Genomic DNA, 15,103 nt, shown 5'->3' on the forward strand with positions numbered 1-15,103 from the left:
ATTGCCCCGCCATTTTTCAATCATTCGGACACCGTCTGCGGATTGAGGTTCAGCATCGGGATCGAGCTGTTCGGCAACATGGTCGATGGCAACTGGCCGTTCCATCTTTCCGCCTGCGTCAGCGATACGAGACCCGGATTATCCCGCAGCGCGTCACCACGCGCCTTGATGGCGGTTGCTTCCGCATCGCCCCTCAGACGAATAGCTTCCGATTCCGCTTCGGCTTGAAGACGCACGGCATCGGCCTGCGCTTCGGCTTCCGCACGGCGCGCATCAGCTTGCGCCTTGGCCTGCGTGACGGTGATTTCCGCCTGCACCTTTTCGCGCTCGGCATTCTGGCGCAAACGCTGCACTTCGACTTCCGCCAGCATGCGCTGCTCGATGGATTGTTCATAGGCGTCGGAGAAGTCGATATTCTCAATCTGGACGCTATCGACAACCACCGGCCCACGCACGCTACTCTGGATGGCTTCGGCGATCTCCTGATTGAGACGGCTACGCTCCTGAATGGCAGTCACGGCATTGAACTTGCCGAACACCGTCTTGCTTTCCTCGAAAACGCGACGCTCGACCAGACGCGACAGCAGGCCGTCCTCGCCGCCGTAATTGGCGTAGACTTCCTCGACGCGATCCGGCGGGATGCGATAATTGACCGACAGATTCATGGTCGCCGGTTGCTGGTCGCGGCTATAGGCTTCCATCTGGTTATAGATCGCCGCCTTCGACTGTACCGAAACGCGAACGATGGAATCAATCAAGGGAATCTTGAAACCCAGTCCCGGCTGCGCGACCCCGGCGACCGCGCCATATCGCAGGACGACACCGCGTTCGCCTTCGTCGATCGTGTACCATGAGCCCAGAATAACGCTGAGCAAAACCAGACCGATGAACCCGGCCACCGCCGTTGGAATATAACGCATGCCCTCTCCTCTTCACTTATTAAAGCTTTGCTGAAATACACGCGAAAGCTGTAAACAAGAAAGACAATCGGGCTCTATCCACCGGATATCGACAGTTTTACTGACAATGACAGGGATCAAACCGGCTTATGATCTGCCGGTATAGGGGAAGCAGATCATAGAATTGGGTTTGTCCTTGTTGGGGCAGCATTTCTGCGGGGGTGCGACGATACAACCATCCGCTTGTCCGTCTGGCGCCGCATAGGCAATCGGAGTGAGAAAAACAATAGCAAACGATACTGCGAGAAACACGAGCTTCATAACAACCTTTCCGACGAGAAGACCGGCGCCTTTAAGCGCGATTCTCACCGTCGCGGTATTCCAAGTCCTCAGGACCAAGAACCGGCGTGCAAATCCATGCGCGCAACATTTCCCACGGGATGAACGCATGGAGGCAGAACGGAACGGAAATTTGGGAAAGGTGGCGATCCCGGCAGGATTCGAACCTGCGACCTACGGCTTAGAAGGCCGGTGCTCTATCCAGCTGAGCTACGGGACCACGTCTTTGAAAAGTCGAAGACATTTTGAGCGCTTCGGGCTTCAGTAAAAGCCCGAGCGATCATATTCCGGCCCTAGCGCGATGACCAAGACCGGGCAAGCTGTCAATGCGTCCAGGGCATCGTGCGATCGAAGCGGAAATTGTCCGAATAGGACACTTTGCGGCGCTTCGGTTCGTTCGGCTCGGCAACGCGATAGGCAATGCCATAGCGCTTTGCATAAGCGATGGCGTCTTCCTGGTTATCGAAAGCGAGACGGATCTGGCTTCTCATATCGCCTGACGACGTGTAGCCCATCAGTGGCTCGACCGTGCGCGGGCTTTCCGGCTCGTATTCGAGGATCCATTGATCTGTCTTGGCCTGACCGGACTGCATGGCAGTCTTAGCTGGACGGAAAATGCGTGCAACCATTTGAAGAACCTTGGACTATGCTCTTGCCGCCCCCAAAAAGGGCTCTGAATTTCAACAAGGCAATAGTAGACCCACCAACCCATGTCAACGCGATAAAGACACGCGCCGCAAGCCAAGCACTGGATAGCTTGCTTTTTCAGGTCAATCATGGTGGGGAAAACATGGTCGGAGCGGCAGGATTCGAACCTGCGACCCCCTGATCCCAAATCAGGTGCGCTACCAGACTGCGCTACGCTCCGTGGCCCTCTCGGACGTTGAGTTCCCTAGAGAATTCGCTTTCCTAAGGCAAGAGCTATTTTCAAACTTTCATAAAAAAATCGAACAGTTGACGCAAGAGTTGGACCTGTCTCCGCCAAAAGCTCGCTTGAATGCACCGGCCCGCGCATCGCAAGCCGGTGCAAATTCGCGGATAGAATCAGTCTTCCGAGCCGTAAGCGTCGAAATCGAAATATTTGTCGTTGATTTCCTTGTATTTTCCGTTCGCACGGATGGCCTTGATGGCGGCATTGAACTTTTCCACCAATTCGGGACGTCCCCTCTTCAAGGCGACGCCCACGCCAACACCGTGAATTTCCGGGTCGGGCGGATAGGTGCCAACCATCTTGCAGCAGGCGCCATCCGGCGTCTTCAGCCATTCGGCCAGCGTGACGCTGTCATCATTGGCGGCATCGAGGCGGCCATTGGCCAGATCGAGGCGATATTCGTCAGCGGTCGGATAAGCCTTGATCGTGCTGTCGGTGAAGGCGTGTTCGGCATAATTGGCATGGGTGGTGGAAACCTGCACGCCGACCGTCTTACCTGCAAGGTCCGCCTTGGTCACGCCCTTGATGTCGCTATCCTTGGGAACCGCGACGCCGGGAGGCGTGTTATAATATTTATTGGAGAAATCGACCTGCTTCTTGCGCTCTTCCGTGATCGACATGGACGATACATAGGCGTCGAACTTATCAGCCTGCAGCGCCGGGATCGTGCCGTCCCATTCCTGCGTGATGAACGTGCACTCGGCCTTCATTTCATCGCAAAGCGCCTTTGCGATATCCACGTCGAAACCAGCCAGGGTGCCATCCGGCTTAATGAAATTGAACGGAGGATAGGCGCCCTCAGTGCCGATGATGAGTTTCAGCGGTGCTTCGGCATTTGCAGCAGTCGTTGCCAGTCCGCCGATCATGGTTGCCATCGTCGCCACCGAAGCAGCCACGACGATACGCTTCAAGACACGCATGCTAAGTTCTCCCAATTTGCTTTGGCTGGTTCCCTTATTGATGTGCCGACCCAGCCGCCGGCAGGGTAATCACAACCAAGTCAATGCAAATTGACGACTCGCAGTGCCTTCCCCCGCTCTATCAATAGATGTTTCTTTTAAATCTGGACAATGTCTTTTCGTGTGAAAGCTTCAGTATCAGTCCTACTGAGCCTTCGCTCGCAATACACGTCAACGACGCACACCGCCATGTCATGAGTGACAGGCGATGAAAGGATAGTGCCGCTCTAACTGCCCGGTTCTACCCGAACAGCCCGACAAACATCCACACGACGAGGGATGCCATCAGACTGACAATCAACACGGTCAGAACCTGGGTTCCCTGCCTGCCCTGACGAACATTCTGTGCCTCGAATTCCTTCGGCGGCAATGTGCGCGTGACCATGACAGCCTCCTCTCAAAGAGGCCTTCCAATATGCGCTGAAATAACGACGAAAAAGCGGCCTGTATTGGCGCATGCTTTTCCCGAATCAGAACAAGTCCTGACGTTACGTCATTTGAACAAACACAGTCTTTTCTCCTGCACGAGCAGCATATCCATGCCTAAAGTAGCAGAAGAGCCCGAATTGACAGTCCTGGTAAAGTAAGTTTACCAATCAATCGTCTAAAGAAGTCAACAATCAGCAATAGGCACCTCCGGGGAGAGGATGGTGTCAGTTGCCTCTTCATCGGCAGACAGACCGGTGAAGCATTTTGCATTGAAGAGAGGAACGTTTTTCAGTCCAGGAAGGGAGGAAACCATGCCCTGGAATCAAGTATACGACCCTTTGGGCAGCATGTTCTGGTCAACATTGCTTGCCGCTTTGCCAATTGTCGTCCTGTTGGGCGGCATCGGCTTTCTCCATATGAAAGCTCATACTGCAGCAATACTCGGTCTTCTGACCGCTCTCATCATCGCCGTTGTAGGATTTGGTATGCCCGCCGACAAGGCAGGCGCAACTGCCGTCTATGGCGCGGCCTACGGGCTTTTGCCCATCGGCTGGATTATCCTGAACGTCATTTTTCTCTATCGCCTTACTGAACAGACCGGGCAATTCAACATTCTGCGCGACTCGATCGCCGGGATTACGCCGGATCGCCGTCTGCAGCTGCTGTTCATTGCCTTTTCCTTCGGCGCCTTCTTTGAAGGAGCGGCTGGTTTCGGCACGCCAGTTGCGGTCACTGCGGCGATGCTCATGGGACTGGGCTTTGCCCCTCTCCCGGCAGCCGGCCTGTCGCTGATCGCAAACACCGCGCCTGTGGCCTATGGCGCGCTTGGAACACCAGTCATCGCGCTTTCCGCCGTGACCGGCATCGATCTTCTGCAACTATCAGGCATGATCGGGCGGCAATTGCCGTTCTTCTCGGTTATCGTGCCCTTCTGGCTGATCTGGGCCTTTGCCGGACGCAAGGGCATGCTGGAAGTCTGGCCTGCCTTGCTGGTTGCCGGTGTGGCCTTTGCGATTCCGCAATATCTGGTTTCAAACTTCCATGGTCCGTGGCTGGTCGACGTGGTTGCCGCCGTCTGTTCCATGGCAGCGCTCGCCGGATTTCTGAGAATATGGCAGCCGAAACGCATCTGGACTTCCACCAGCCTCGATGCCGACGAAGTCGCCGCGTCCTATACGCCACCGCAGCAACATGCGAGCGGAATCGTTTTCCGTGCGTGGTTGCCATGGCTGATTCTGTCAGTCTTCGTGTTTCTGTGGGGCACGCCACAGTTCCGTGCATGGCTCGACTCACTCTGGGTGCTGAAAGTGCAGGTGCCTTATCTGCATAATCTGGTGTTCAAGGTGCCGCCCGTCGTCGCCGAAGCTCATGCGGAAGCGGCGGTCTATACGCTCAATCTGCTGTCGGCCACCGGGTCAGGCATCCTGCTTTCCGCCATCGTGGCGGGGCTAGTGCTGGGTTTCAATCCGTTCAAGCTTTTGAAGGAATACGGCAAGACCGCCTATGTGGTGCGCTTCTCGCTCATCACCATCGCGGCCATGCTGGCGCTGGGCTATGTCACCCGCTATTCCGGCACGGATGCCACGCTTGGCCTTGCATTCGCGCAGACCGGCTGGGTCTATCCGTTCTTCGGCGCGATGCTGGGCTGGCTCGGCGTTGCCCTCACCGGCTCGGACACGGCATCCAACGTTCTTTTCGGCGGCTTGCAGAAGATTACCGCCGAGCAGCTCGGGCTCTCGCCAGTACTGATGGCTGCCTCCAACTCGTCGGGTGGCGTCATGGGCAAGATGATCGATGCGCAATCCATCGTTGTCGCGTCCACGGCAACCCAGTGGTACGGGCATGAGTCGAAGATCCTGCGCTATGTGTTCTTCCACTCGGTTGCGCTGGCGTCGCTCATCGGTCTTCTCGTGATGGCACAGGCCTATCTGCCGCCATTTACCCATATGGTTCCGGCGGAAACCCTGCCTGCCATAACGCACTGATTGCCGATCAAGTCCGCAACAACCCACGCGAGCGCATGGCCGCGTGGGTTTTCTTTATCGGAACCGATGGCGCATTCGGGCGTTCCATTCTTACCCCTCACGTTAAGGAGTTGAATGTGAACAGAAACGGGCTTTATCTGATTATCGGCGCATTGATCGTCGTTGCCGCCGGTCTGGCTTTTTACGTCTATCGCGAAGAGACGAAACCCGCCGGGATCGAGTTAAAAATCGGAGAAGGCGGTGTTTCCGTCGAGGAAAACTGACCTCTAAAAGGTTATAAACATATAAACCGATTTAGATTTCAAGTGCTTACGCTTTGTGATGCAACGTTCTGGGCAGCTCCGTGTTATCTGCATCGCCAGATGAACGGAGGATCAAAATGAGTATCCAGACTGTTTCCGATGAACTTTATCGTCGTCACGAACGCGAATGGGCACAGTGGCGTGACGCAGTTGAAGAGCAGGAATCGAACCAGAAACAACAGGATAAGGTTTCCGGCGAGACTTCTTGTGACGGCAAGACGTCCGGACACTGATTAGCCTCTTCTCGAAGAATTGGATGCGCCGCGAAAGCGGCGTTTTCCGTTTGTGGCCTGCCCTTGCCCGTTAAGCGCCAGGTAACGAAATGCGAAGGAAGACTTGTTAGCGTCTAGCCATCGCGATTCGAACAGGGGTCAGACATATGGCTGCACGGAAGCCCACCCGAAAAGCTGCACCGAAAAAGAGGTCCCGCTCCTCCAAGGGCGGATCTGGTTCGTCTGCGCCTGTTCTGGCGTTGGCGGCCATTCTCGGACTTGGCGCCTTCAGCCTATGGGCCACGTCGCAACACAAAAGCCCGCAAGCCGCGCTGACGGCACTTTTCCAGCGCTCCGCGACCAATCCTTTTGCATCGACCCCGCCCCGTACGGAAAGCAAGCCCACGGTTACCGCGAAGGCTCCAGAAACGACCGCACCGTCGAAGGACAAAGACAAGGACTATGGTGCAGCCGTCGGCCCTGTACCGCGTCCGTCAGCGCCCGTAGCGCCTGTCGCTCCGAAGCCCGTTCAGCAGGCGGCGGCTCAAGCCCCAACTCAAGTCACCGTTCAAGCGCCGAAGCCGCCACGCCCGACCAATCAACTCGTCGCCTCAGCGCCGACCGGCCCGCATATGATGCCGCCGCGTGGCGTCAACACGCCTGCGCATTCGCCTTCGGTCGTCTACGCCCGGACGCAGCTGACCATTCACAAGAATGCATGGGACAAATCCGCAGCCATCGGCACCGTCGCAAAGGGACGCGAGATGCGCTCTTACGGCAAGACAGGGCGCTGGCATCGCGTCATCGTGCCTAAGACCAATATGATTGGCTGGGTTCATGAAGATCAGCTTGTCGGCGGTCGCAACAAGCCCGACAGCGCAACGCTGATCACCGGCTCGGTCACGAAGAAGCCCGAGATCGCTAAAAGCGCGCCTCTACAGACGCAGTCCCGCATCGTCCCGCCCAAGGCGGTTGGAGATAAGAATTAGGCTTTTTTTAAATTCCGCAGCCATGGCTGCAATCTGCGGATCGCCAGGAAGATATTCAAACCCGGCGCCGGTCAGTGACGACGTGTCCGCTGTCAGATCACCGAACAGCTGCTCATAGAGCCCCTTTTTGCCGAGTGCCGTCAGCAGCAGGCGCATCAGCATTGGCGGCACGGGCAGAAGGCGCGTCGGACGCCCCATAGCCTTACGGGCGATGGATACCAGTTGCCGGGTTGAACGCGGTTTGGGTTCAGCCAGATGGAACACCCGCCCCGCGACTTTTTCAGCCGGAGCTTGCGATAGGAAAGCAAGTGCGCGGGCGGCATTCTGCAAGGATACGAAGCTGCGCTGGTTGTTCGCCATGCCGAACGGTAGCGGAAATGCACTATCGCAGAGCTTCATCAAGGCCCGGAGATTGGCGCGTGCACCGGGACCGTAGACGAGTACGGGACGCGCAATGACAACCTCGATGCCGGTCATCGCCAGCAGCGCCGCTTCCGCCTTCGCCTTAGCGCGTCCATAATCGTCGTCTGCCCTCGGCGATAGTGGCATGTCGGGCGTCAACGGCGTTGGATTTCCGGCAATGGTATAGATGGTTGAAACGAAGACGAAGCGTTTCACGCCCGCCTGTTTCGCCTTTTCGGCCAGTTCAACAGTCAGTCGGTGATTGACGGCATCGAAAGCATCAGCGTCCGGTCGTTCCGCGCCCGTGCGATGGGCAAGGGCCGCGCAGTGCACAACGGACTCCGTGCCGGAGAAATACGCATTCGCCAGATCGTTGCGAGAGAGGGGCGTGACCTGATGCCCTTCGTCATACAGCTGCTGCACAAGCGCGCTGCCGATAAACCCGCCTGCCCCCGTGACGACAATCTTCACCGTCAGCCTGCCTTGTCGCCCGTTTGGCCATCCGTATCAGCCAGCACCTGCGCCGCCAGCGCCCGCGTGATGCGGGTTTTCTGTTCCAGAGCCGCCCGGTCGAGCTTGTCGACAATCTGGATCGCAGACAGGAGCGAACGTTCAATCCGGCTGACCAGATAGGTCACGACATGCGGCTCAACGCTGACCTGACGATCGGCAAAAAGCTTGTGAATGACACCCGACAACAAAAGATCGTCCGGCTCGGCGATTTCCACCACGGTGGCCGCTTTCAGCCGCGAAGCGAGATCGGGCAGCTTTACGTTCCAGTTCGCGGGCCACAGGCGCGACGTCATCAGGAGTGACGGCCCGAAACCCTGCGCGGCATGCTGGCGAACGCTGTTGATGAGGTGAAACAGCCCCGTTTCATCGAACGGCGCGCCGCCAATATCGTCAATCAGCACGGCGCGCTCTGCCGCAGCCTGAACGATTTCATCGGTAATCCGCGCGGGATCGACCAGAAGCGCATCTGTACCTGCGCGCCAGATTTCGGCGAGATGCGTCTTGCCCGCACCGGTAGGCCCGGCCAGGATCGTAACCGGCGATACCCAGTTCGGCCAGCGGTCGATAAGGTCAACCGCCGCACGGTTCGAGCCCGTGACGATCAGGTCTTCGCGGTGATAACCGGGCTGGTGTTCGAGATTCAGCGGAATCTGACGCGGGGCGTCACGCATCGCTGCCTCCCGCACACCCGTCCAGATTGCGGTTCAGTCTCATTTGTCCCTGCCTGCATTCGGGCCTGCATTCTCGCCTGCCTCGATCAGCGGCCCCGCATCCGGGTCGCGACGACGAAAGGCTGGATCGTACATCGGTGAATTGAGATAGCGATTCAAGGCAAAACGCACAAGCACCCCGACTGCCGCCGCAGCGGGCACAGCGACCAGCATTCCGGTGAAGCCGAACAGTGAACCGAACGCGAACAGAGCGAACATGAGCCATACCGGATGGAGGCCAACCGACGAGCCAACCAGCTTGGGCTGGAGGATGTTTCCTTCCACGAACTGGCCGATGAAAAACACCGCCGCGACGGCACAGATCATGATCCAGTCTGGCCAGAACTGCACCAACGCCACACCAATGGCGAGTGCCAGACCGACGAACGAGCCGATATAGGGAATGAAGGAGATCAGACCGGCAAAAAAGCCGATCAGCAGGCCGAAATTGAGCCCCGTCAGGGTCAGTCCCAGGGCATAATACGTGCCCAGAATGAGGCAGAGCGTGCCCTGCCCGCGAATGAAGCCTGCAACCGCTGCATTCATTTCGCGCGCGATCTGGCGCACCGTGTGAAGCTGCGCCCGTGGCACCCAGGAATCGATGCGATTGACCATCCGGTCCCAGTCGAGAAGCATGTAGAAAGCGACGACCGGCGTGACGACGAAAAGTCCCGCAATATCGATCAGGATTTCCCCGAATTCCACAGGGACTGGAGCAGTGTGGTCATGAAACCGGCACCCTGCTGAACCAGCGCGCTGAGATTTTGCTGAATGACCGAACTGTCGATGCCGATATATTTCTTCAGCCATTGCGAGTTTTCGTTAGCGAGCAACGACTGCAATTGCGTGATGTATCCGGGCAGTTTGGAAATGAAATCGGCAAGCTGCGTCGCCAGAATTGGCACGATGATCATCAGCCCGACGACGAGCGCAATCAGAAAAACCAGCAGGATGACGACAGTTGCAGTCAGACGCGACAGGCCGAAACGCTGGAGCCTGTCAGCCACGGGATCGAGGAAGTAAGCCAGAGCCATGCCCGCCACAAAAGGCAGCAGAACCGAGCTGAACACCACCAGAAACAGAACGAACAAGGCCATTGTCGCGAGCCAGAACATCGCCTGACGCCGCACCGTCGTTCCCGTCAAACTGCCGACTTCGACATTGACGTGGATATTGCCATCCGAAGCGATGGCATCCGTCTGGCGAATGACTTTGCTGCCAGCCGTCTGGTTGGTATCTGTTCTGGCGCTTGTCTGGCGTGTCGGCGTCGGCTTCTTGACCATATGGTTCCGTTCTCTGCAAATATCTGCTGGCAAAACAATATCAGAATTGCATTACCGGCATCTTATCGCTGATGCTCGGCTCATTTCGTACTAAGAGTAGACTGGCCCGCGCGAAATGCAAAGCCATGCGACAAACGCAGTCATCGGCACGACGACGACCGATCATGCGAAAAACTGGGCAGAATCCAGCAGAGTTTTGCGCTTTTCCCGCTTCTTGACCTTGCGGGCAGCGCCATCTCGTGGCATTGCGCGCTAGGGTCTGAACTCGATTAGGATTTGGAGCGCGGTATGAGCGAAAATCGCTCAGCTTTAGGAGCGAACGCGAAGGTGGAGTGTATCTCCATCAAGTGTTCGCGACGAAAAGATGAGGGATTTCCGTCATATTCCGAAGGAACGCGGTGGATTTTGTCCCAGAATGCGTCGAAAAGCCCTCATGGAGATTTACTCCATCACGGTCTTTTCTCCTATTCTAAAACAAAATCCAGCTCGCGCCGCGCCCGAAACCTAATCGAGTTTAGACCCTAGTGGATAGCACCCAGTTTCAGGAGCAGGCCATGTCCTCGGAAAACAAGCTCGACGGCCATAATGGCCTGACCTATGCGCAGGCAGGTGTCGATATCGATGCCGGCAACCTGATGGTTGAAAAGATCAAGCCACTCGTGCGTTCGACGCGCCGTCCCGGTGCGGATGGCGAGATCGGCGGTTTCGGCGGCCTGTTCGATCTGAAAGCGGCAGGCTTCAAGGACCCGGTTCTGGTCGCCGCCAATGACGGCGTGGGCACCAAGTTGAAGATCGCCATCGACGCTGACAAGCATGACACCGTTGGTATCGACCTCGTCGCCATGTGCGTGAACGATCTGGTTGTACAGGGTGCGGAGCCGCTTTTCTTCCTCGATTATTATGCCACCGGCAAGCTGTCGCCCGATCAGGGCGTGGACATCGTTGCAGGCATTGCCGAAGGCTGTCGTCAGGCTGGCTCGGCGCTGATCGGCGGCGAAACCGCTGAAATGCCCGGAATGTATCGCGACGGCGACTACGATCTCGCCGGTTTCGCCGTGGGCGCGGCAGAGCGCGACCGGCTGTTGCCGCGCGGCGATATTGCCGAAGGCGATATCATTCTTGGCCTCGCCTCTTCCGGCGTTCATTCCAACGGCTTTTCGCTGGTGCGCCGCATTGTTGAACTGTCCGGCCTTGGCTGGAAGTCCGATGCGCCATTCCAGCCGGGTTCGACGTTGGGTGAAGCGCTACTCACCCCGACCCGCATTTATGTGAAGCCGCTGCTTGCAGCCATCCGCGCTTCGGATGGTATCAAGGCGTTGGCGCATATCACCGGCGGCGGTTTCCCCGACAATATTCCGCGCGTTCTGCCGGAAGGTCTCGCTGCCGAAATCAACCTGACGGCCATCGCCGTACCGCCCGTTTTCTCCTGGCTTGCCAAGACCGGCAACGTGGAAGCCAATGAAATGCTGCGTACCTTCAATTGTGGTATCGGCATGATCGCCGTCGTCACGCCTGAAAAGGTTGACGAAGTGGTCGCGGCCCTCGTGGCTGAAGGCGAACAGGTCGTCACGCTCGGTCGCATGATCGCACGCGAAAAGGACGGCGTCGTCTATAAGGGCACGCTCGCACTATGAGCCGCAAGCGGGCCGTTATTTTCATCTCGGGCGGCGGCTCCAATATGGAGGCGCTGATCCGGGCTGCGCAGGCGCCCGACTTCCCCGTTGAGATTGTGGCTGTCTTCTCCGACAAGGCAGATGCAGGCGGCCTTGCCAAGGCGGAAGCCGCTGGCGTTGCCACACAAGTTTTCACGCGCAGGGATTTTGCGTCGAAGGAAGAGCATGAAGATGCGATCCTCGCCGCGCTGGCTGCGCTGAAGCCTGATTTCCTCTGCCTCGCTGGCTATATGCGGCTTCTGTCCGGGCGTTTTATCGCGCCCTATGAAGGACGCATCCTCAACATCCACCCTTCCCTGCTGCCACTTTTTCCGGGCCTCCACACACATCAGCGCGCTATCGACGCCGGTGTGAAACTTGCAGGCTGCACCGTGCATCTTGTGACGGAAGGCATGGACGAAGGCCCCATTTTGGCTCAGGCTGCCGTGCCGGTCATCGACGGCGACACTGCCGACACGCTGGCGGCACGTGTTTTGAAAGCCGAACATCGGATTTATCCGCTCGTTCTGCGGCAGTTTGCGAATGGCCAGAAGGACGATGATGCGTCTCTAGCCGACGCGATGCTCGTGAGCGCCTGAGGGCGCTTCCGCGCATATGCGCGACAAATTCATCACACCCCAAGTTTTTTTGTTAATAAAACTTTAATTTCCCGCAAAAAGCTCTAATTCAGATTTGTAACGGAACTTGCTTCGGCAATCCCCGTTATTGAGACGAGCCTATGCAGCCCCGTCTCTTTCAATATGTGTTCAAGAAGAGGACAAGATCATGTCTCTCCGTTTTTCGACTTCCTTCCTGTCCGCAATGGCCGTCATCTCCGGCATTGCTGTCACCGCTCCCGCCATCGCGGCAGACTTCGTAGCTCCTCCCGCTTCGGGTCGCACGCAGCCGCGTTCGGAAGTCGGCACCCTGACCTGCGACATTTCCCCGGCGATCGGTGTGATCATCGGCAGCCAGCAGGAGGTTGATTGTGTGTTCCGCCCTGCGCGCCGTGGTAATCCTTTGGAACATTACACCGGAACGATCACCAAGCTCGGCGTTGACGTCGGCTTTATCAATGGCGGCACTGTCGCCTGGGCCGTCTGGGCTCCGACCGTTCGTCCGGAAGGCGCACTCAAGGGCCGTTATGTCGGCGCTTCGGCCAATGCAGCCATCGGCATCGGTTTCGGCACGAACATCCTGACGGGTGGTTCTTGGAAGACGATTTCGCTGCAGCCGATTTCGGTTCAGGGCCAGCGTGGCCTCAATGCAGCTGTTGGTGTGTCCAAGCTGAAGCTGAACTACGCCGGTTAATCGTTAGCCTGCTTTACGGAAAAGCCGCGCCGAAGACATTCGGCGCGGCTTTTTATTACGCAAGTTTTCTGATCCAGATCTTTGTGTCATGCACCGCCAGACCGCCATAAGGAGCGGCGGGCTCCGCACCGAGCAGCGTATTGATCCCCTCGCCGCGCTCGAATGACGTGTTTGGAAAAATGCCTTCCGACACCACCACGCCGCGTTTTTGACCAGCGCGAAGCACGGCGTGCAGCACCACTTCGCCGCGATGATTGCCGATCTCGATCCGCTCGCCATCGGCAATGCCAAGTTCCGCCGCATCGTCCGGATGAATCAGCAGTTCCGGGCGGATTTCCTTGGCCATAGAGGTCTGCGTTTCGGCAAAAGTCGAGTTCAGGAAATTATGCGCCGGTGATGTCGCGAGCCGGAACGGATGCTCGGCATCCGCCACCTCAATGACTTCCCAATAATCCGGGAATTCCGGGATCGAGTGGAACTCGCCTTGCAGGCCCATGACTTCCGGCGGACGGTCCGGTGCAGGACTACCCGTCCAATCGGGGCGGAAGCGGAATTTGCCATCGGGCCATTTGAAGCCGTTGATGTAATGCGCTTCTTCGAAAGGCGGTTGCTTGTCCACAAAACGCCGCTCTCTCAGTTCGTCGAAATGCGGCAGATCGCTGTTGGCGTTCATATTGTCAATCAGCGTGCGCTCATCGACAGAAAAGCCCGGAAGGTGGCCAACGCCGAGCCGATTGGCCAGTTCGTTGATGACGAAAATATTCGGTCGCGCCTCGGCTAAAGGTTCGATTAGCTTTGGCCCAAGCACCACGTGCTGCTGGCCGCCGCCGCGATATATATCGTCATGTTCCAGGAATGTGGTGGCGGGCAGCACGACATCGGCCATCTTGGCCGTATCCGTCATGAACTGCTCGTGCACGGTGACGAACAGGTCCTCGCGCGCAAAACCTTTGCGGACAAGACGCTGTTCCGGTGTCACATTCATCGGATTGGTGTTCTGGATGAGCATCGCCATGACGGGCGGGCCGTCATAAAGCGCCTCGCGATCGCCGGTAAGAACGCGCCCGATCTTCGACTGGTCGAGGAAGCGGATGGTCTTATCCTGCATCGCCCGGCCTTCAATCTCGCGCTTGTCGAATTTGAAGATGCTGGCGTTTGAGTGAAACGCGCCGCCGCCTTCATAAAGGAATGCCCCGGTCACGCAGGCGATAGAGGCTGCGGCATGCATATTCACCGCGCCATTGCGCTGCCGCGTGAAGCCATAGCCAAGGCGGAAATAGGTCCGCTTGGTCTTGCCGACCAGATGCGCGAAGGCTTCGATTTCCTCAACCGTCAGCCCAGTGATAACGGAGGCCCATTCCGGCGTGCGGGTTGCCAGATGCGCTTCCAGCCCCTTCGGGTCGTCGGTGTAGCGCTCCAGATAATCCCAATCGGCGAGGCCGTCGCGGAACAGCACGTGCATGACGGCGCAAGCAAAGGCGCCATCCGTACCGGGCTTGAGTACGATGCCCATATCGGCCTGTCGCACGGTCGCATTGGCATAAATGTCGATGACCACGATCTTGGCACCACGCTCTTTGCGCGCACGCACGGCGTGGGTCATGACATTAACCTGCGTGGCGGCAGCATTGGTGCCCCAGATTACCACCACGTCAGCCTTGCTCATCTCGCGCGGGTCCGGGCCGATCAGGCTACCAGTTCCGGCGAAATAGCCCGTCCAGGCCATATTGGTGCAAAAACTGTCGAACTGATTGGAATAGCGTTTGGCGAAGCGAAGACGGTTGATGGAATCGCGCTGAACAAGCCCCATCGTGCCAGCATAATAATAAGGCCAGACGCTTTCGCTGCCATATTCGGCTTCGGCTTTCAAAAACCGTTCGGCAATCAGATCAAGCGCCGCTTCCCAGGACGCCTGTTTCCATTCGCCCGCGCCCTTAGCGCCGGAGCGTATCAAAGGGTGTTTCAGCCGGTCTGGATGATGAACGCGTTCGGCATAGCGCGCCACCTTGGCGCAGATGACCCCCGCCGTATAGCTGTTGTCCTTCGAACCGCGCACACGACCGATGGTGCGCTCGTCCAGAAGTTCGACGTCGAGCGCGCAGGTGGACGGGCAGTCATGCGGGCAAGCCGAATGACCGATCTTGATATTGGATATGGAAATTTGCTCGTTCATATTTCTTTATTACC

Annotated in this window: 14 protein-coding genes, 2 tRNA genes and 1 pseudogene; 7 read left to right on the forward strand and 10 right to left on the reverse strand. The window is 57.5% G+C overall.

The window, feature by feature from the left end; all coding sequences use genetic code 11:
* Positions 1–20: 20 nt before the first annotated feature.
* The 6 genes from QLQ11_RS04645 to QLQ11_RS04670 all read right to left on the reverse strand — a co-directional run bounded on the left by QLQ11_RS04645 (position 21) and on the right by QLQ11_RS04670 (position 3,513).
* Entirely contained in the window at positions 21–920 is a 900-nt protein-coding gene (locus QLQ11_RS04645) for a prohibitin family protein (protein WP_121535677.1), read from the reverse strand.
* A 461-nt stretch (positions 921–1,381) separates the two neighbouring features.
* Positions 1,382–1,458 (reverse strand) — tRNA-Arg (locus QLQ11_RS04650).
* Positions 1,459–1,561: 103 nt separating this feature from the next.
* Positions 1,562–1,867 carry an ETC complex I subunit gene (locus QLQ11_RS04655; protein WP_121535671.1) on the reverse strand — a complete coding sequence of 102 codons (306 nt, stop codon included), beginning with the start codon at positions 1,865–1,867 and terminating at the stop codon, positions 1,562–1,564.
* Positions 1,868–2,029: 162 nt separating this feature from the next.
* A tRNA-Pro gene (locus QLQ11_RS04660) sits at positions 2,030–2,106 on the reverse strand.
* 176 nt (positions 2,107–2,282) lie between these two features.
* Positions 2,283–3,089 (reverse strand): ABC transporter substrate-binding protein, encoded by an 807-nt coding sequence (locus tag QLQ11_RS04665; RefSeq protein ID WP_121535665.1) that lies wholly within the window; start codon positions 3,087–3,089, stop codon positions 2,283–2,285.
* A gap of 280 nt (positions 3,090–3,369) precedes the next feature.
* The gene (locus tag QLQ11_RS04670; protein ID WP_167836022.1) at positions 3,370–3,513 is read right to left on the reverse strand and encodes a hypothetical protein; all 144 of its coding nucleotides are present in this window, start codon (positions 3,511–3,513) and stop codon (positions 3,370–3,372) included.
* A gap of 355 nt (positions 3,514–3,868) precedes the next feature.
* On the opposite strand from QLQ11_RS04670, the gene QLQ11_RS04675 reads away from it, so the two are divergent.
* From QLQ11_RS04675 to QLQ11_RS04690, 4 genes are all read left to right on the forward strand, one after another.
* Positions 3,869–5,542 (forward strand): L-lactate permease, encoded by a 1,674-nt coding sequence (locus QLQ11_RS04675; protein WP_121535662.1) that lies wholly within the window; start codon positions 3,869–3,871, stop codon positions 5,540–5,542.
* A gap of 116 nt (positions 5,543–5,658) precedes the next feature.
* Positions 5,659–5,805, forward strand: coding sequence for a hypothetical protein (locus QLQ11_RS04680; protein WP_119045079.1), 147 nt, complete (start codon positions 5,659–5,661; stop codon positions 5,803–5,805).
* Positions 5,806–5,921: 116 nt separating this feature from the next.
* Entirely contained in the window at positions 5,922–6,077 is a 156-nt protein-coding gene (locus QLQ11_RS04685; RefSeq protein WP_167836021.1) for a hypothetical protein, read from the forward strand.
* Positions 6,078–6,223: 146 nt separating this feature from the next.
* A complete protein-coding gene (locus QLQ11_RS04690) occupies positions 6,224–7,045 on the forward strand; it encodes a hypothetical protein (RefSeq protein ID WP_121535659.1) in 822 nt (273 codons plus the stop codon).
* On the opposite strand, the gene QLQ11_RS04695 is transcribed toward QLQ11_RS04690, so the two are convergent.
* The 3 genes and pseudogenes from QLQ11_RS04695 to QLQ11_RS04705 all read right to left on the reverse strand — a co-directional run bounded on the left by QLQ11_RS04695 (position 6,992) and on the right by QLQ11_RS04705 (position 9,953).
* On the reverse strand, positions 6,992–7,918 hold the full coding sequence (locus QLQ11_RS04695) for an NAD-dependent epimerase/dehydratase family protein (RefSeq protein WP_371835922.1): 927 nt from the start codon (positions 7,916–7,918) through the stop codon (positions 6,992–6,994). The genes QLQ11_RS04690 and QLQ11_RS04695 overlap by 54 nt on opposite strands.
* A gap of 2 nt (positions 7,919–7,920) precedes the next feature.
* Positions 7,921–8,631 (reverse strand): DnaA regulatory inactivator HdaA, encoded by a 711-nt coding sequence (hdaA, locus tag QLQ11_RS04700; RefSeq protein WP_121535653.1) that lies wholly within the window; start codon positions 8,629–8,631, stop codon positions 7,921–7,923.
* A 39-nt stretch (positions 8,632–8,670) separates the two neighbouring features.
* Positions 8,671–9,953: pseudogene (locus tag QLQ11_RS04705) on the reverse strand (AI-2E family transporter).
* 554 nt (positions 9,954–10,507) lie between these two features.
* Between QLQ11_RS04705 and purM the strand changes: the two are divergent.
* From purM to QLQ11_RS04720, 3 genes are all read left to right on the forward strand, one after another.
* A complete protein-coding gene (gene purM, locus QLQ11_RS04710) occupies positions 10,508–11,587 on the forward strand; it encodes a phosphoribosylformylglycinamidine cyclo-ligase (RefSeq protein ID WP_109368691.1) in 1,080 nt (359 codons plus the stop codon).
* Positions 11,584–12,204 carry a phosphoribosylglycinamide formyltransferase gene (purN, locus tag QLQ11_RS04715; protein ID WP_121535647.1) on the forward strand — a complete coding sequence of 207 codons (621 nt, stop codon included), beginning with the start codon at positions 11,584–11,586 and terminating at the stop codon, positions 12,202–12,204. The genes purM and purN overlap by 4 nt, the downstream gene beginning before the upstream one ends.
* Before the next feature lie 187 nt (positions 12,205–12,391).
* A complete protein-coding gene (locus tag QLQ11_RS04720; RefSeq protein ID WP_109368689.1) occupies positions 12,392–12,916 on the forward strand; it encodes a DUF992 domain-containing protein in 525 nt (174 codons plus the stop codon).
* A 55-nt stretch (positions 12,917–12,971) separates the two neighbouring features.
* On the opposite strand, the gene QLQ11_RS04725 is transcribed toward QLQ11_RS04720, so the two are convergent.
* Positions 12,972–15,089, reverse strand: coding sequence for a molybdopterin oxidoreductase family protein (locus QLQ11_RS04725; protein WP_121535644.1), 2,118 nt, complete (start codon positions 15,087–15,089; stop codon positions 12,972–12,974).
* Positions 15,090–15,103: the final 14 nt, after the last annotated feature.

The organism is Ochrobactrum sp. SSR, assembly GCF_030067775.1.
GTDB classification, from domain to species: Bacteria; Pseudomonadota; Alphaproteobacteria; order Rhizobiales; family Rhizobiaceae; genus Brucella; species Brucella teleogrylli.